At 72.3% G+C, this 16,324-nt stretch carries 13 protein-coding genes; 6 read left to right on the forward strand and 7 right to left on the reverse strand.

What is annotated here, in order from left to right:
- The first annotated feature begins 451 nt into the window (after nucleotides 1-451).
- Complete coding sequence (locus tag ACGFSH_RS21415; RefSeq protein WP_393350912.1) at nucleotides 452-901, forward strand: PTS glucose transporter subunit IIA; 450 nt, start codon at nucleotides 452-454, stop codon at nucleotides 899-901.
- Between the two features lie 80 nt (nucleotides 902-981).
- Nucleotides 982-2,652, forward strand: coding sequence for a phosphoenolpyruvate--protein phosphotransferase (ptsP, locus tag ACGFSH_RS21420; RefSeq protein WP_393350915.1), 1,671 nt, complete (start codon nucleotides 982-984; stop codon nucleotides 2,650-2,652).
- A gap of 87 nt (nucleotides 2,653-2,739) precedes the next feature.
- Here the strand turns inward: ptsP and ACGFSH_RS21425 are convergent, their stop codons facing one another.
- A complete protein-coding gene (locus ACGFSH_RS21425) occupies nucleotides 2,740-3,636 on the reverse strand; it encodes a hypothetical protein (RefSeq protein WP_393350917.1) in 897 nt (298 codons plus the stop codon).
- 212 nt (nucleotides 3,637-3,848) lie between these two features.
- Nucleotides 3,849-5,816 (reverse strand): acetoacetate--CoA ligase, encoded by a 1,968-nt coding sequence (locus ACGFSH_RS21430; protein ID WP_393350919.1) that lies wholly within the window; start codon nucleotides 5,814-5,816, stop codon nucleotides 3,849-3,851.
- Nucleotides 5,817-6,030: 214 nt separating this feature from the next.
- Here ACGFSH_RS21430 and ACGFSH_RS21435 point away from each other — a divergent pair, with 214 nt between their 5' ends.
- Nucleotides 6,031-8,406, forward strand: a complete 2,376-nt coding sequence (locus tag ACGFSH_RS21435) for a TIM-barrel domain-containing protein (protein ID WP_393350921.1) — start codon at nucleotides 6,031-6,033, stop codon at nucleotides 8,404-8,406.
- On the opposite strand, the gene ACGFSH_RS21440 is transcribed toward ACGFSH_RS21435, so the two are convergent.
- Nucleotides 8,397-8,933 (reverse strand): NUDIX domain-containing protein, encoded by a 537-nt coding sequence (locus ACGFSH_RS21440; RefSeq protein ID WP_393350923.1) that lies wholly within the window; start codon nucleotides 8,931-8,933, stop codon nucleotides 8,397-8,399. The genes ACGFSH_RS21435 and ACGFSH_RS21440 overlap by 10 nt on opposite strands.
- 209 nt (nucleotides 8,934-9,142) lie before the next feature.
- Here ACGFSH_RS21440 and ACGFSH_RS21445 point away from each other — a divergent pair, with 209 nt between their 5' ends.
- Entirely contained in the window at nucleotides 9,143-9,589 is a 447-nt protein-coding gene (locus ACGFSH_RS21445; RefSeq protein WP_393350925.1) for a Zn-ribbon domain-containing OB-fold protein, read from the forward strand.
- Nucleotides 9,586-10,776 (forward strand): lipid-transfer protein, encoded by a 1,191-nt coding sequence (locus ACGFSH_RS21450; protein WP_393351613.1) that lies wholly within the window; start codon nucleotides 9,586-9,588, stop codon nucleotides 10,774-10,776. The genes ACGFSH_RS21445 and ACGFSH_RS21450 overlap by 4 nt, the downstream gene beginning before the upstream one ends.
- Nucleotides 10,777-10,817: 41 nt before the next feature.
- Here the strand turns inward: ACGFSH_RS21450 and ACGFSH_RS21455 are convergent, their stop codons facing one another.
- From ACGFSH_RS21455 to ACGFSH_RS21470, 4 genes are all read right to left on the reverse strand, one after another.
- Complete coding sequence (locus ACGFSH_RS21455; RefSeq protein ID WP_393350927.1) at nucleotides 10,818-11,423, reverse strand: ATP/GTP-binding protein; 606 nt, start codon at nucleotides 11,421-11,423, stop codon at nucleotides 10,818-10,820.
- 130 nt (nucleotides 11,424-11,553) lie between these two features.
- Nucleotides 11,554-11,949, reverse strand: coding sequence for a DUF742 domain-containing protein (locus ACGFSH_RS21460; protein ID WP_393350929.1), 396 nt, complete (start codon nucleotides 11,947-11,949; stop codon nucleotides 11,554-11,556).
- Between the two features lie 9 nt (nucleotides 11,950-11,958).
- Nucleotides 11,959-12,390: a roadblock/LC7 domain-containing protein gene (locus tag ACGFSH_RS21465; RefSeq protein WP_329407772.1), complete on the reverse strand. Its 432-nt coding sequence runs from the start codon at nucleotides 12,388-12,390 to the stop codon at nucleotides 11,959-11,961.
- Nucleotides 12,387-15,236, reverse strand: coding sequence for a nitrate- and nitrite sensing domain-containing protein (locus tag ACGFSH_RS21470; RefSeq protein WP_393351615.1), 2,850 nt, complete (start codon nucleotides 15,234-15,236; stop codon nucleotides 12,387-12,389). Before ACGFSH_RS21470 ends, ACGFSH_RS21465 begins: the two co-directional genes overlap by 4 nt.
- Nucleotides 15,237-15,657: 421 nt before the next feature.
- Between ACGFSH_RS21470 and ACGFSH_RS21475 the strand changes: the two genes are divergently transcribed.
- Entirely contained in the window at nucleotides 15,658-16,236 is a 579-nt protein-coding gene (locus ACGFSH_RS21475; protein WP_393351618.1) for a hypothetical protein, read from the forward strand.
- The last annotated feature ends 88 nt before the right edge of the window (nucleotides 16,237-16,324 follow it).

Below are 16,324 nucleotides of genomic sequence, written 5' to 3' on the forward strand. Positions count from 1 at the left end.
GGCCGGGGACGGGGTATCAACATATCTGGCGTTGATTTTTGGCACGCTGTTGAGTTCTCAAGGAACGGACGCTTCCTTTGTACTCACCCGAACTTATCGGGCTTTCCTCCGGGCGCTTCCCTCCGGTCTTGCGTTCCAAACTCTATCAGGGTTTTTCCGGCCTCCTGACCACCGTCCCGCAGACATGCGGAAGATGATCCAGAGAAAGGATCTGACAAGTTTGGATGCTGCCCGGCGAGCGCGTTTGACCGCTTCGCTCACCCTGAGCAGGAGTACGACAGTACACGGGGCCGCGGAGGCGCCGCAAATCGACTAGGGTAGTGGTCTAGACCACGATCGGTTGTTCTCGTGCAGAACCGGTACACCCTGTGACATACCCTGCTGCACAGTCCGCCGTCCTGGCAGGCAGTAACGGCCCATATACATACAACTCCACCCCGGGAGGTTCTCCATGACCACCGTGACGTCCCCGCTTGCAGGACGCGCCATCGGACTGGCCGCGGTGCCGGATCCGGTCTTCGCCGGGGCCATGGTCGGCCCGGGCATGGCGATCGACCCGCTGCGCGAGCCCTCCGAGGCCGTCGCGCCCGTGGACGGAGTCATCGTCTCCCTCCACCCGCACGCCTTCGTCGTCGTCGACGCCGACGGTCATGGCGTGCTCACCCATCTCGGGATCGACACCGTCCAGCTCAACGGCGAGGGCTTCGAGCTCCTCGTGAACAAGGGGGACAGCGTCACGCGCGGGCAGGGCATCGTGCGATGGGACCCGAGTGCGGTGGAAGCGGCCGGGAAGTCCCCCGTGTGCCCGGTCGTCGCCCTGGAAGCCACGGCAGATTCCCTCGGCGATCTCCGCGAGGACGGCGAGGTCGGGGCCGGCGACACTCTGTTTTCCTGGAAGTGACGCCGACGCCGTCCCGGTCGACGGCACGCAGGACAACCACCGCGGCGGCGGGGCCCGCCGCACTATGGGAGACGGGTGAGATGGAGACAACGCTGCGAGGCGTCGGTGTGAGCCACGGTGTGGCGATCGGCGAGGTTCGGCACATGGGAACGGCGGTGCTCGAACCGCCCGCCAAGCAGAACCCGGCGCAGGACGCGGAGCGCGAACAGGGGCGTGCCCGCAAGGCCGTGGAGGCGGTGGCGGCCGACCTGACGGCGCGCGGCAATCTGGCGGGGGGCGAGGCCCAGGCGGTACTCGAGGCGCAGGCCATGATGGCCCAGGACCCCGAGCTGATGGTCGACGTGGACCGACGTATCGCCGTGGGCAGCACGGCCGAGCGTGCCGTGTACGACGCCTTCGCCGCCTACCGTGAACTGCTCGCCGGGGCCGGCGAGTATCTGGCGGGTCGCGTGGCGGACCTGGACGACGTGCGCAACCGTATCGTCGCCCGGCTGCTGGGCGTTCCGATGCCCGGAGTGCCCGACAGCGACGAGCCGTACGTGCTCGTCGCCCGGGACCTGGCTCCGGCGGACACCGCGCTGCTGGACCCGACGCTGGTGCTCGGCTTCGTGACCGAGGAGGGCGGGCCGACGAGTCACAGTGCGATTCTCGCCCGCGCGCTCGGGGTGCCGGCCGTCGTGGCTCTGCCGGGCGCCGGCGAGCTCGCCGAGGGCACGATGATCGCGGTCGACGGCAGCACGGGCGACGTCCATGTAAATCCCAGCGACGAGAAGAAGGCACGGCTCGAAGCGGCGGCCGCCGAGCGCAGGGCCGCGCTGGCCGCCTCGAGCGGGCCGGGTGCGACCGCCGACGGCCACAAGGTGCCCTTGCTGGCGAACGTCGGCGGACCGGCCGACGTGCCGGCTGCCCTGGACGCCGGGGCAGAAGGCGTCGGACTGTTCCGTACCGAATTCCTCTTCCTCGACGACAGCAAGAACGCGCCGAGCGAGGAGAAGCAGATCGAGGCCTATCGCCAGGTGCTCGAGGCGTTCCCGGAGGGCCGGGTCGTCGTGCGGGTCCTGGACGCTGGGGCGGACAAGCCGCTCGACTTCCTGACTCCGGCCGACGAACCCAACCCGGCGCTGGGTGTGCGGGGGCTGCGGACGCTGCTGGACCACCCCGACGTGCTGCGGACGCAGCTGACCGCGCTGGCGAAGGCCGCCGAGGGGCTGCCCGTGTACCTCGAGGTGATGGCGCCCATGGTGGCGGACCGCACCGACGCCAAGGCGTTCGCGGACGCCTGTCGCGAGGCGGGACTGCGGGCGAAGTTCGGCGCGATGGTCGAGATTCCGTCGGCAGCACTGCGGGCTCGTTCGATCCTTCAGGAGGTGGAGTTCCTGTCCCTCGGGACGAACGACCTCGCTCAGTACACGTTCGCAGCGGACCGGCAGGTGGGTGCGGTGTCCCGGCTTCAGGACCCGTGGCAGCCGGCGCTGCTCGACCTCGTCGCCGTGTCCGCCGAGGCGGCCAAGGCCGAGGGCAAGAGCTGCGGTGTGTGCGGCGAGGCCGCCGCCGATCCGCTGCTGGCATGTGTGCTGACGGGACTCGGCGTCACCTCCCTTTCCATGGGGTCGGCGTCGATTCCGTACGTGCGCAGCGCGCTGGCGAAGTACACGCTGGCTCAGTGCGAGCGTGCCGCGGCCGCCGCTCGGGCGTGCGACAGCGCGCAAGAGGCGCGGGACGCGGCGCAGGCCGTGCTGTCCGGCGAGTAGTCACGGCCGGTCGTCGGCAGGTGGGCAGGGGCGCTCCGCTTTCGGGTGGGGCGCCCCTGGCGCGTGCACGGGTGTGTGGTACGCGGGTCAGTGGGCGTGGCCCGGAGGCCGACCGCCTGGGCCGAGGTCCGGTGGGAAGCAGTAGTCGACGCCTGACTCGGGTGAGATGAGCTCGCCGGACTCGACGTCGGTGCAGTAGGCGTCGAAGACTTCGCCTGCGGTCAGGGGTTCGAGGCCTTCGCCGCGCAGGCGCCAGCCGTAGATCTGGTCGCGGGCGCCCGGGGCGGTGGTACGCATGACCAGTCCGCCCGGGCTCTGGGTGGCGAGGCCGAGGGCGAGGACGGTGGTGAACTCCAGGGCCTCGGCGTCGTCGAGCGGAAGGCCGGTGTCGTCGCTCTCGTCGTCGGCCTGGAGGACGGCGACGAGCGTTTCGGGTGGGGCGGTGACGCTGCAGACGAGGTGCCTGTCCCCCGGCGGCGCGGTGTCGAGAATGCGGGCGAGGAGGTCCGAGGCGCGGGTGAAGGCGGCGCGGCCGATGTCCTCGCCGCAGGTGGCGCAGGGTCCGAGGCGGGCGAGCAGCGTGGCGGCGTATTCCCAGGTGGCCTGTCGGACGGCTTCGTCGACGAGGGTGGGCAGGAGGTCGGCGAGGGGCTGGCCCTCGTAGGGGACGGTGGGGCCGGTGGTCGCGAGTGCGGCCGTGAAACGGGTCCGGTTGGCGGGATCGTCGGCGTCGAGGCCCTTGGTCCTGCAGTAGTCGGCGTAGTCCTGCGGGTCGAAGAGGGCCAGCGTGGTGTGGCTGCCCTGCCGGGCGCGCGTCCTGAGCAGGCCTTCGATCTGCTGGAGGTAGGCGGCGTGGTCGTCGAACGTGAAGGTGCGGTAGCGCCGCATGACGCCGAAGTCGTGTTCGTCGGTGAGGACGCCGATGGTTCCGGCGATCTCCCGGCGCAGGTCGCGCCGCATGGTGTGCTGGTCGGTGTCTGCCACGGTTTTCCCCCTGGTGTGCACGTCGATCAATGCTCACTCACAGTAACCGGCGGCACTGACAGTGAGGGGGGTGAGAGGTCGGCGGCTGACCGGTGCCACACGGAAAAGTCCTGGTCACAGGGGGAGCGGGGGTGGTCCGGGCCTGCGCGGTCGGGCTCGGCGAGGCTCGGACCACCCGCGGTGTTCGGCCGGCGGCCCGGCCGGGGGCGTGGTCAGGATCGCTTGCGGGCGAGGTCCTCGTAGAAGTGCAGGAGGCCGAGGTCGTCGATGGAGCCGGGGTTGACGGCCTTCTCCAGCGGGGTGCCCTGGAGGAGTCGCTTGACCGGGACCTCGATGCGCTTGCCGGTGAGGGTGTGCGGGACTCCCGGCACTTCGATGACCTCGTCGGGGACGTGGCGCGGGGAGAGCTGCTCGCGGATGGCCCGCTTGATGCGGTCCAGGAGCGCCTCGTCGAGGACCGCTCCGGGGGCGAGGTGGACGAAGAGCGGCATCCAGTACCCGCCGTCGGGCTGCTCGACGCCGATGACCAGGGATTCTTTGATCTCGGGAAGGCGCTCGACGACCTCGTAGATGTCCGCCGAGCCCATGCGCACGCCCTGGCGGTTGAGCGTGGAGTCGGAGCGGCCGTGGATGACGACGGAGCCGCGCGAGGTCACCGTGATCCAGTCGCCGTGCCGCCATACGCCGGGGTAGGTGTCGAAGTAGCTGTCGTGGTAGCGGCTGCCGTCCGGGTCGTTCCAGAACCGGACCGGCATCGAGGGCATCGGGTTGGTGACGACGAGCTCGCCGACCTCGTCGATCACGGGTCGGCCGTCGGGGTCCCAGGCCTGCAGGTCGGTGCCGAGGCCGGGGGCCTGGAGCTCGCCGATGTACACCGGGAGGGTGGGGACGGCTCCGGCGAAGCAGGAGCAGACGTCGGTGCCGCCGCTGACGGAGGCGATCCACAGGTCGTCGCGGACCTCGTCGTGCAGCCAGCGGAATCCGTCGGGCGGGAGCGGGGAACCCGTGGTGGCCACGCACCGGATCTTGGAGAGGTCGAAGTCGCGGGAGGGGTGGACGTCCGCCTTGCGGCAGGCCATGACGTACGCGGCCGAGGTGCCGTAGAGCGTGGCCCCTGTGCGTTCGGCGACGCGCCACTGGGCGCCTGTGTCGGGGTGGCCGGGGCTGCCGTCGTACAGGACGATCGTGGTTCCCGTCAGGAGGCCGGAGACGAGGAAGTTCCACATCATCCAGCCGGTCGAGGTGTACCAGAAGAAGCGGTCCTCGGGGCCGAGGTCGCAGTGCAGGCCGAGTTGCTTGAGGTGCTCGACGAGGATGCCGCCCTGGGACTGGACGATGGCCTTGGGCAGGCCGGTCGTGCCGGAGGAGTAGAGCACCCAGAGCGGGTGGTCGAAGGGGACCTGTTCGAAGACGGGCTCCTCGTCGGCGGAGGTCAGGGCCGACCAGTCCAGGGCTCCTTCGGGCGCTTCGGCGCCGAGGAGCGGGATGTGGACCACGGCGCGCAGGGTGGGCAGTTCGGCACGGAGTTCGGCGACGACCGCTTGGCGGTCGTGCTCCTTCCCGCCGTAGCGGTAGCCGTCGACGGCGAACAGGACGACGGGTTCCACCTGCTGGAACCGGTCGAGGACGCTGCGCGCGCCGAAGTCGGGCGCGCAGGAGGTCCACACGCCGCCCACGGCCGCGGTGGCGAGGAGGGCGACGACGGCCTGCGGGATGTTGGGCAGGTATCCGCTGACCCGGTCGCCGGGGCGGACGCCGAGCGCGCGCAGTTCGGCGGCCAGTGAGCCGACCTGGCGGCGCAGCTCGGCCCAGGTGAGCGGGCTCGGTTCGTGGATCTCGTCGACGTGCAGCAGGGCCGGCTCGTCCGGTCGGGTGGCGGCGGCGCGCAGGGCGTGTTCGGCGTAGTTCAGCGTCCCGCCGGGGAACCACTCTGCGCCGGGCATGGTGCGCGTGCCCAGCACGCGCGTGTACGGCGTCGAGAACCGCACGTCGAACCACTGCGTGACGGCTTTCCAGAACGTCTCCAGCTCGTCGACGGACCAGCGGTGCAGCGCCGGATATCCGCCGTCGGAGGGGGCTCCGTGATGCTCGGCCGCCCAGGTCTGGAATGCGGTGACCTGGGCCTGGGCCGTGCGCTGCGGGTCTGGCCGCCAGAGCGGCTCGGGGTTCGCGGTGGGCATGAATCGGCTCCCGGACTGTGCGCGTCGTGTGCGTCGCCCGCGCACGAGCAGGGGGTGGTGCGCGTGACGCGGCTGACACGGACGATGCCATGTGATCGACTTCTGCACCAGGGCGGGTGCCCCGCAGTGCGTGGGGTGAGGGGCGCTCCCGTCCCAGGTGAACGGCAGTTGAACGACCCGCGCGCGGGACGCGGTCAGTGACAGGGTGAGCGGTATGAGCGGTCGTGACCTGGTGCGTTCGGTGAAAGCGGTCGGTTCCGCGGGGGTCGCCCAGGGGTTGCGCACCGTGCGGGCGTCGTGGCGCAGGAGGCGTGCCGACGCGGCCGGGCTGCCGGCACGGGGGCCCGAGCGCGCGCGGGTGCCCGGCCTGCTCCAGGAGGCGCGGCCGGGTCCCGGTGGAGGGACGCTCCGGTTCAGCCGTTCGGAGTTGCGGGTCCGGGTGGCCGTGAACGGGGCCGTGTTCTGGGGGTGGGACGGGGCGGAGCCCGAGCCGTCGTACGCGCTGGCCGGTCCGTGTCCGGAGCCGGACCGGCGCGTGGTGCTGGAGCCGGACAAGGACGGCGGCTGGCGGCTGGTGGCGGAGCGGGTGACGGTGGTGGTCTCCCGGCGGGGCGCCGTCGAGGTGTGCACGCCGGGGGGCGTGGTGCTGCGGCGTGATCTGCCGCCCCGGTGGTGGGAGCGGCGGGAGGGCGGTGCGGCACGGTGGATGCAGCGCTCGGAGGTCGCGGCGGACGCGCGGTTCTTCGGCCTCGGCGGCCGGGCGTCCGGGCCGCGGCTGCGCGACGGGACGTACCGGCTCTGGAACTCCGGTCCCGGGCGCGGGGGCGGTGTCGGAGGCGATCGGGCCCGTCTGACGATGCCGGTGCAGCTGGTGGTGGCCGACGCCGGCTCGCATCTGGTGTTCCACGACTCGTCCTGGGACGGCAGGGTCGTGCTGCGGGAGGGTGAGGTGGGCGCGGGGTCCGGGCACGACCGGCCGGGGGCGTGCGAGGTGCGGATGGACGGCGGGCCGTTGCGCTGCTGGGTGATGGTGGGCACCCCCGCGCGCGTGCTCTTCACCTGGGCCTCGCTCACCGGGGCGCCGGCGGCGCCTCCCGGCTGGGCCCTCGGTCATCAGCACGCGCCGCTCGGGCTCGGCGAGCGGGAGGTCCGCCGGGTCGTCGAGGGCTACCGGAAGCACGGGCTGCCGCTGGACGCGGTCCAGCTGGACGTCGACCACTACGACGGGCACCAGGTGTTCAGCGTCGATAGCGACCGCTTCCCCCGACTGCCGGTCCTGGCGGAGGAGCTGCGGCGGGAGGGGACGCGTCTGGTGTCCGTCGTGGATCCGGCGGTCAAGGCCGCGCCGGGCACCGCCGTGTTCGACGGCGGGGTCGCCGAGGACGCGTTCGTGCGTGGCGCGTCGGGGGAGCTCGTGGAGGGTGTGGGGCTGCCCGGGGAGTCGGTGTTCCCGGATTTCACGCACGCGCGTGTGCGCGAGTGGTGGGGTGGTCTCCATGCCGAGCGGACCGCGCAGGGCTTCGCCGGTGTCTGCCACGACAGGGACGAGCCGACGTCGTTCGCCGCTTTCGGGGAGCCGACGCTGCCCAGGTCGGCCCGGCACTCGCTGGAGGGGCGCGGTGGCGATCACCGCGAGGCGCACAACGTGTACGGGCTGTGCATGGCCCGCGCGGCGTACGAGGGCCTGCGGGGGCTGGAGCCGGAGCGGCGCCCTTTCGTGGTGTCCCGGTCCGGCTGGGCGGGCGTGCAGCGCTACGGGAGTGTCCGGTGCGAGGACGTCGGCACGGGCTGGCCGGGGCTGCGGGCGTCGTTGTCGCTGGTGATGGGCCTGGGGCTGTGCGGGGTGCCCTTCTCGGGGCCGGACACGGCCGGTTTCGACGGCGGTCCTTCGCCGGAGCTGTATCTGCGCCGGCTGCAACTGGGGGCGTATCTGCCGTTGTTCCGCACGCGCGCGGGCGGGCGAGGCGGCGGGCGGCAGCCGTGGGAGTTCGGCACGGAGGTGCTGGCGCACGCGCGTGGGGTGCTCGTCGAGCGTCGCCGGCTGTTGCCGTACTTCGTGACGCTGGCGCATCTGGCGAGCCGTACGGGCGTTCCCTGCGTGCGTCCGGTGTGGTGGGGATCGCCGCGGAACCGGGCGTTGCGGGACTGCGAGGACGTCTTCCTGCTGGGCGAGTGTCTGCTGGTGGCGCCCGTGCTGGAACCGGGCGCCGACCGGCGTACGGTGCGGCTTCCGCGCGGGCGCTGGTACGACACGGCGACGGGCCGGGCGTACGAGGGGCCCGGTGAGGTGGTCGTGGACGCCCCGTTGTCGCGTGTTCCGGTGTTCGCGCGCGCGGGCGCGGTGCTGCCGGTGCGCAGCGACGACGGCGGGCTGGAACTGGAGGTGTGGGCGCCCGCGCCCGGGCGGACGGGCGGGGGTCTGGTGGCGCGGGAGGCTGTCGACGGGCGGGAGGAGCCGGAGATCGAGCGGTACGTCAGCCGCTGGGAGGGCTCGGGGGTCGTCGTGGAGCTGGAAGGTGAGGACGCGCCGCGGAAGCCGTCCCACCCGGTCCGCGTGCGCGGGCTGGGCGAGCGGCGACGTCAGATGTAGCGGCCCTCGAAGAACGCCCGCACCGCGACGGTGTGGAGCGGGAAGGCGAGTTCCTCCGGCCGGTGCAGCAGGAGCCAGCCCTCGGTCTCGTCGGTGGCTGCGGACGCCGGCAGTCGGTCCGCGGGGCGTTCGGGGAGGAGGCCGAACAGCAGCAGGTGACCGTCGGGCGAGCTCATGGCGTCGGCGAGCCGCACGTCGCGGGAGGCGGCCTCGATGCCGGTCTCCTCCATCAGCTCGCGGACGACGGCCTGCCGCCAGTCCTCGCGGTCGTCGATGAAGCCGCCGGGCAGGGCGATGCCTCCGCGCGCGGGGGCGATCGTCCGGGTGATGACGACGAGGGCGGTGCCCTTGGTGTCGTACACGGGCTGGAGCGCGACGGCCACCGGCAGCGGGTTGCGGTAGACCACGGTGGAGCAGACCCGGCAGGTGCGTGGCCAGCCGGTGACGCCCTCGCCGTAGGGCGCTCCGCAGCTCGAACAGTGGGAGCCGCGCGCGGAGTTCGAAGGGGAGTGCAGAGTTTCGGACACGCGGCGGAGCGTATCCGATCTTGGGGAGGGCGGCGTACGGCGGCGGCTCGGCCCCTGGGGAGGTGCGCCGGCGCAGCAATCCGTCGGGGGCGCGCCGGGTCTGCGGTCGTGTCCGCTGTCACCGTGTGCTCGCTGCCGCTCTCTGCCCATTTGCCCGTCACCGTGCCACACTCCTGACGAGTCGTCAGATGACGAGTTCGGGAGGAACCTTGTCGCGGACACGCACGCCCGTCGTCGCCGGATGGTTCACCGGGGAGGGAGACGACTTCGCGCTGCTCGGCACGCGATGTTCGGCGTGCGGCGCGGTCTTCTTCCCCCGTGAGGACGTCTACTGCCGCAATCCGGACTGCCAGAGCGGTGACCTGGAGGAGGTGCCGCTGTCGCGGCGCGGACGCGTGTGGTCGTACACGGACAGCCGGTACCGGCCTCCGTCACCCTATGTGACGGATCTGGAACTTCCGTGGGAGCCGTACGCGTTGATCGCTGTGGAGCTGGAGTCCGAGCGGATCGTGGTGCTGGGACAGGCGGTTCCCGGGATCACCGTCGCCGATCTGACGGTGGGCATGGAGGTGGAGGTCGTCCCGGGCGTGCTCCACGAGGACGCGGAGACGACCTGGACGATCTGGCGATGGCGGCCGACGGGGGTGGCGGGATGACGGCGGAGGTGGCGGTGCTCGGCGCGGGAATGCATCCGTGGGGCAAGTGGGGGCGCGGCTTCGTCGAGTACGGGGTGAAGGCGGCACGCGCGGCTCTCGCGGACGCGCGCGTGGCCTGGCGGGACGTCGGGTCGATCGTCGGCGCGGACACCGTGCGCGGCGGATACCCGGGCCATGTGGCCGGAGCGACGTTCGCCAAGGCGCTGGGGTGGCAGGGGGCGCGGGTGACGAGCGTGTACGCGGCGTGCGCGTCCGGGGCGCAGGCGATCGACGCGGCCCGGTCCCAGATCCTCGCGGGCCGGGTGGACGTGGTGCTGGTGGTGGGCGCCGACGCGGCGCCCAAGGGGTTCTTCCGCCCGGCCGGAGGAGACCGGCCGGACGACCCGGACTGGCTGCGCTTCCGCGCGCTCGGCGCGACCAATCCGGCGTACTTCGGGCTGTACGCGCGCCGGCGCATGGCGGTGCACGGGGATACCCCGGAGGACTTCGCGCAGGTCAAGGTGAAGAACTCGGCCCTGGGAGCGCTGAACCCGTACGCGCGCTACCGCAGACGGGTCACCGCCCAGGAGGTCGCCGCCTCCCCCGTCGTCGCCGATCCGCTGCGGCTGCTGGACATCTGCGCCACCTCCGACGGCGGTGCGGCCCTGGTGCTGTCGAGCATGGAGTTCGCCCGTCGGCACGGGGTGGCGGACCCGGTGCGGATCAGGGCCGTGTCCACCGTGACCCCCCGCTACCCCCGTACGGTGCTCGACCTGCCGGACATCGCGACCGACTCCGCGGGAGAGGCCGCGCCGGACGCCGAGCCGTTCCGCGCGTCGATCGCGCGGGCCGCGTACGAGGAGGCGGGCGTCGGCCCCGAGGATCTGTCGCTCGCCGAGGTCTACGACCTGTCGACCGCCCTGGAACTGCAGTGGTACGAGGACCTGGGCCTGTGCGGCGACGGCGAGGCCGCCGAACTGCTGCGGAAGGGCGCGACCGCGCCGGGCGGCCGCATACCGGTGAACACGAGCGGCGGCCTGGCCTCCTTCGGGGAGGCGGTGCCGGCTCAGGCCATCGCCCAGGTCTGCGAGATCACCTGGCAGTTGCGGGGGCAGGCGGGCGACCGGCAGATCCCGGACGCGCGCGTGGCCGTGACGGCCAACCAGGGGCTGTTCGGCCATGGCTCGGCGGTGGTCGCGGTGCGGTGAGACCCGCGGCCGCGCGCGCGGTGGTGACGGCGGGTCAGGGGTCAGGTGGTGACGGTCTCGCGGCGTTCGGATCCGTAGTCCATCGCGTGCTGGACGACGCCCACGAGGACGTCTCTGACCGATATGCGGTCCCGGGCGTCGCACAACATCACCGGGACGTCGTCGTCGAGGTCGAGTGCCCCGCGCACGTCCTGTTCGGGGTAACGCACCGCGCCCTCGAAGCAGTTGACCGCGATGAGGAACGGTATGGAGCGCCGTTCGAAGTAGTCGACGGCGGCGAAGCAGTCATCCAGTCGGCGGGTGTCGGCGAGCACGACGGCGCCGAGCGCGCCCTCGGACAGCTCGTCCCACATGAACCAGAACCGCTCCTGGCCGGGCGTCCCGAACAGGTACAGCACCAGGTCCTCACGCAGGGTGATGCGCCCGAAGTCCATGGCGACGGTGGTGGTGTGCTTGCCCTCGACGCCGGTGGTGTCGTCCACGGGCCGCCCCGCCTCGGTGAGGTGCTCCTCCGTGCGCAGCGGCCTGATCTCGCTGACGGCGCCGACGAGGGTCGTCTTGCCCACGCCGAAACCACCGGCGACCAGGATCTTGAGCGTGACGGGCTCGACCGGGGGCTTGCCGCGCTCAGAACGCCCGAAGATCATCGATCTCTCTCCTGCTCGATGGCTTGTGGCTCGTGGCTCGATGGCCGGTTCGACGACCGGTTCGGTGGCCGGACGGGTTGATCGGGGGCGGGCGGGGCGCCGGGAGCGGGCCTCGCCTCGTCCGCGGTGTTCACAGGGCGCGCAGGCCGTCGATCACGTCACGCAGAATGCTTTCGTCCGGCAGTTCGGCCGGCGGCACCGGCCGGTTCACATGGACGAACCGCCCGTCCACGAGATCGCCCACCAGGACGCGCACCACCCCGATGGGGAGGTTCAGTTCGGCCGCCAGTTCGGCGACCGACTGAGGCGCGTCCCGGCACAGCGCCGCGATGTCCACGTGCTCGGGCGACAGCGAGGGGTCCGCTTCCGCGTCGTCCGCATGCGGTTCCGCGACGACGACCGCGATCAGGTCGAGACGATGCTGGACCGCACTGGTGGTACGGCCGCGCGTCATGGCGTACGGACGGACGACCGGCCCGGCCTCGTCGTCGAACCAATGACTGCTTCCCTGACCGTCAGTGCTCATGCCGTCCCACTACCCGCCCGAGGGCAGATCGGTGCGCGGGGCGGTGCCCAGATGTACGCCGACCCGCTTGACCAGCAGCGTCATCTCGTACGCCACGAGACCCACGTCCGAGTCGGCGTCCGCCAGCACGGCGAGGCAGCTGCCGTCACCGGCGGCGGTGACGAACAGGAACGCCTCGTCGAGCTCGACGACCGTCTGGCGCACGCTGCCGGCCTCGAAGTGGCGGCCCACCCCCTTGGCGAGGCTGTGGAACCCGGACGCGACGGCGGCGAGGTGCTCGCCGTCCTCGCGGGACAGGTCCTTCGACACTCCCGTCGGCAGACCGTCTCCGGAGAGGACGACGGCCTTGCGGATGCCCGCGACGCGGTCGACGAGTTCGTCGAGGAGCCAGTTCAGCTCACCGTTGGTGCTGGTGTGGCCGGTCGTGTTCGGTGCGGTCATCGACCGTCCCCCTTTGTCGTTCCTTGTGGTGCTGTGCCGCTGTGGGCGTCGTCGCCCGCGGCGTTCTCGACGCGGCCGCGCTGCCAGCCGCGCTGGAGCGAGGCCATGCGGCTGCGTACCTCGTCGGCGTCCCGGTCCGCCGGGTCCGTGCGGTCCTCCGCGCGCGGGGACGGGCCCTGCCGCAGTTGCGGGGCCAGGTTCGCCTGACGCACGCGCCGCGGCAGCGCTCCCGTGCCGGAGCCGGCGTCCGGATCTGCGTCCCCTCGCCGGCCGGCGCCGCCGTCGGGGCCCTCGGACGGGGCCGCGGTCTGCCGTGCGCGCCGCGGAAGCGCGGGGGGCGTGGACGGGTCCCGCGCGCCGCGTCCGGCGTGCTCCTGCCCCGCGAGGGCGTCGTCGGCGTCACCGGCGTGCGGAATGCGGGCGGCCGTGCCGCGCCGGCGTGACGGCAGGGGCGCCGGCGTGCCGTCGTCGACGCGGCGCGGGCCGGGCCGGGCCGCGGGCTCCGGGTCGCTGTCCGCGCGCGGGGACCGCTGGTCGTGGACCGGGCGCCCGTGCGAGCTGACCAGCTTCGGCGTACGGCGCCCGGGGAGCAGCGGCACGGGCGCGGCGGGGACGTCACCGAGCGGTCCGTCGGGGGCACCCGGTGCGGTGGGCGGCCTGCGGTGCTGGCCGGCTTCGGCGCCCGGCTCGCCGGGGTCGGTGAGCGAACGGCGGGGGCGGAACATGACGCCCTGGTCGTCGTCGTCCTCCGCAAGGGGGACCTGGAACTCGCCGAGGGCTCCCAGATCGACGGGGGCCTCGAGTTCGACCGGTCCGTCGAGCAGCGAGGCGGGCACTCCCGGGAGCTGACCGGAGCCCGGGGCCGGCGCGGACCTGCGGTTGTCCGCCGACGCTGTCTCCTTCGGCGGCCTGGGGCGGTCGAGGCGGAAGCCGATGCCGTTGGTGTCGGGGACGTCGTCCGTCAGCAGCGCGTCCGGGATGAAGACGACGGCGGTCGTCCCGCCGTACGGCGAGGGTTGCAGGGAGACGCGGACGTTCTGCCGCTGGGCGAGCCGGCTCACCACGAACAGTCCGAGGCGGTCGGTGTCGGACAGCTCGAACTCCGGGGTCTCGGCGAGCCGGAGATTGGCCTCCAGTAGGGCTTCGGGCGCCATGCCGAGGCCGCGGTCGTGGATCTCGAGCGTGAAGCCGTTGGCCACGCGGTCCCCGTACACCTGGACGGCGGTGTGCGGCGGGGAGAACACCGTGGCGTTCTCCAGGAGTTCGGCGACCAGGTGGGTGAGGTCGGCGACGGCCGGTCCGGTGGCGGCCAGCCGTGGCAGCCGGCGGACCTCGATGCGTTCGTAGTCCTCGACCTCGGCGACGGCGGCGCGCACGATGTCCATGAGCTGTACGGGCTTGCGCCACTGCCGGGAGGGGGCGGCCCCCGACAGGATCACCAGTCCTTCGGCGTGCCGGCGCATGCGGGTGGTGAGGTGGTCGAGGCGGAAGAGGTCGGCGAGTTCCTCGGTGTCCTCGGTGCGGCGTTCCATGGTGTCGAGCAGGGTGAGCTGCTTGTGCAGCAGCACCTGGCTGCGACGGGCCAGGTTGACGAAGACCTCGGAGACGCCGGAGCGCAGTTCGGCCTGTTTGACGGCGGCCTCGACGGCGGCGCGCTGAAGGGTGTTGAGGGCCTGGCCCACCTCGCCCATCTCGTTCTTGTCGTACTCCAGGCGCGGTACTTCGGTCTCGACGTCGACCTGTTCGCCCGCGGACAGCCTGCGCATCACGCTGGGCAGCCGCACCCCGGACGCCTCGTGGGCCTCCATCCTGAGCTGGCGCAGGTCGCGGATGAGGCCCCGGCCGATGCGCACGGACAGCACGAGGGAGACGAGGAGGGCGACCAGTCCGAAGACGCCCGCGACGACCGCCCTGACGATGACCTCGGTCGCCACCGGGCGGACCCGGTCCTGGTAGCGGTCGTCGGCCTGCTCGTCCAGGGCGCCGAGTTCGTCCAGGACGCTGCCGGCCGCGGTGTCCCAGCTTCTCGCGCCGACCCCGCGGGGCGGGTCGCCGGGCGTGGCTCCGACGACGGCCTGTTCGACCCTGCGCAGCGGGGCGGTGGCCGCGTTCTTCCAGAAGCTCTCGTAGCGATCGCGCTCCGCGGTGGGCAGCTGGACGAGGCTGATGTCGTAGAGCACCTCCCGCTGGGCCTTCAGGTCGGAGACCTCACGGATCTCCTCGCGGCTGAGCCGGCCCACGACGAGGGCGGAGCCGAGCAGGGCGTCCTCCCGGGAGAGCAGCTCCCGCGCGTGGGCGACGCCGACGAGGGCCCGGTACTGCTTGTCCATCTCGACGCTGTCGACGACGTCCAGCTTGACCAGCAGGGAGTAGCAGGGGTCGATCAGCTGGGTGTAGAGGGCGAGGGCCTGGGCCCGGGTGACGGTGCGCTCCTCCACGCTGCGGCGCAGGGCCGCGATTCCGTCGAAGGCGTCGAGGACGGCGGTGAGGCCCTCGCTGTCGTCCTGGTCCAGGACGTCGCGCACCTCGGGATCGCGGGCGTTGCCGCGGATCTCGGCCATGGCCTCGTCCGTGGCGGTCCGGGTGCGGCGCAGGGCGGTCAGCGCGTCGGCGGCACGGGGATCGGCGAGGAAGACGAGGGTCTGGCGGCGTTCCTGCTGGACGACGCGGACCGTGTCCTCGATGGGGTAGCCGACCTTCTCGACGAGGGACGAGACCGTGAACAGCCGGCTCGCCTCACGTCCCGTGAGCACCGTGGCGAAACCCCAGATCGCCGTCAGGGAAACCAGCGGCACGAGAAGCAGCGCCACGATCTTCCGGCGGATCGACTTCCCGCGAAAGCGCATGGCCTCCCCCTGCTCGGCCCCCCACAGGCAGGGGGTACACATGTGCGTCAACAAACGGCGCGAGCCTACTACCGACGGGCAGATATCTCGAAGAGCCGTCCCGAAGGCGAACTACCGTACCGAGGGCAGGACATGGTGTGTTGTCCGGCCATTGTGGGAGATTGCCTCCACGGATCCGGACCTCGGGTTCCGGCCGGATCCGAGCGGCCGCACACACGAGTTGGCCAGAATTTTTCGCAACTCGGGAATCTTCCGGGCTGGTCACGCGTCCTATTGATCGGGAAGCGGGGGCGGAACCGGCCACACGAGCCGCATGCCGCACCTGGGCGGCGTAAATCAGCGCAAGCCGGGCAGCCACTGGGGAGCAGGGTCATTCGACCCGAAGGCGAGCGGTCTGCTGGCGGTGGGGAGTGACACGGTGATGGGCACGGCGGAGCGGCGCGAAGCGCCCGAGGACGGCACAGTGGCGGCCGGTACGGCGCTGCGGGAACCCGAGGCACCGGATCGCGGCCGTCCCGCGGACGGGAACAGAACGGTGTACGGACAGGTCCGTGGCGGGGAGCGTGCCGCGTCGGCGGAGCGTGCCGCCCGGCCGGCACGGGTGGCCTACCGGCCGTTGTGGGTCGAGGAACCGGCGCGCCGCCGCCGGATGCCTGATCCGGTGCGCACGGCGGCCGTACGCGCGGTGCTGGTCATCGCCGTGACGCTGATTCAGGCCATGGTCGCCTTCCTGTGCACGATGGCCGGCTCGTGGCTGGCCTTCCCCATGGTGATCAGCAGTGTGGTGAGCACGGTGCTGGCCACTTGGGGCGCGTTGGACGTCTGGGTGACCCGGCAGGTCTGGAACCAGCGCAACGGGGTGGTGTCGACGCCGAGCAGCACCGCGCGTTCCCTGCGGCGCGAGCGGCGCCGGGCCCGCAGGCAGGCACGGATCACCGCGCGCGGGCAGGAGCGGATACGCAGGCAGGCCGGCGCCGCCGGGCGGCTCTCCCACTCCTGAGGGGGCGCTCCTGCGCTCCTGACAGCGGATCACGTTGCCGGAGCCGTGTGGGAGACGGCGGAGGGGACGCGGCTGTGAGGCCGCGCCC

The organism is Streptomyces sp. NPDC048481 (genome assembly GCF_043200075.1).
GTDB lineage: Bacteria > Actinomycetota > Actinomycetes > Streptomycetales > Streptomycetaceae > Streptomyces.

What these genes read in the sequence shown, in the direction of transcription:
- ACGFSH_RS21415 (WP_393350912.1), top strand. Translation starts at nt 452, where the DNA reads ATGACCACCGTGACGTCCCCGCTTGCAGGACGCGCCATCGGACTGGCC.
- ptsP (WP_393350915.1), top strand. Translation starts at nt 982, where the DNA reads ATGGAGACAACGCTGCGAGGCGTCGGTGTGAGCCACGGTGTGGCGATC.
- ACGFSH_RS21430 (WP_393350919.1), bottom strand. Translation starts at nt 5,816, where the DNA reads ATGCCCACCGCGAACCCCGAGCCGCTCTGGCGGCCAGACCCGCAGCGC.
- ACGFSH_RS21435 (WP_393350921.1), top strand. Translation starts at nt 6,031, where the DNA reads ATGAGCGGTCGTGACCTGGTGCGTTCGGTGAAAGCGGTCGGTTCCGCG.
- ACGFSH_RS21450 (WP_393351613.1), top strand. Translation starts at nt 9,586, where the DNA reads ATGACGGCGGAGGTGGCGGTGCTCGGCGCGGGAATGCATCCGTGGGGC.
- ACGFSH_RS21455 (WP_393350927.1), bottom strand. Translation starts at nt 11,423, where the DNA reads ATGATCTTCGGGCGTTCTGAGCGCGGCAAGCCCCCGGTCGAGCCCGTC.
- ACGFSH_RS21460 (WP_393350929.1), bottom strand. Translation starts at nt 11,949, where the DNA reads ATGAGCACTGACGGTCAGGGAAGCAGTCATTGGTTCGACGACGAGGCC.
- ACGFSH_RS21465 (WP_329407772.1), bottom strand. Translation starts at nt 12,390, where the DNA reads ATGACCGCACCGAACACGACCGGCCACACCAGCACCAACGGTGAGCTG.
- ACGFSH_RS21470 (WP_393351615.1), bottom strand. Translation starts at nt 15,236, where the DNA reads ATGCGCTTTCGCGGGAAGTCGATCCGCCGGAAGATCGTGGCGCTGCTT.
- ACGFSH_RS21475 (WP_393351618.1), top strand. Translation starts at nt 15,658, where the DNA reads ATGGGCACGGCGGAGCGGCGCGAAGCGCCCGAGGACGGCACAGTGGCG.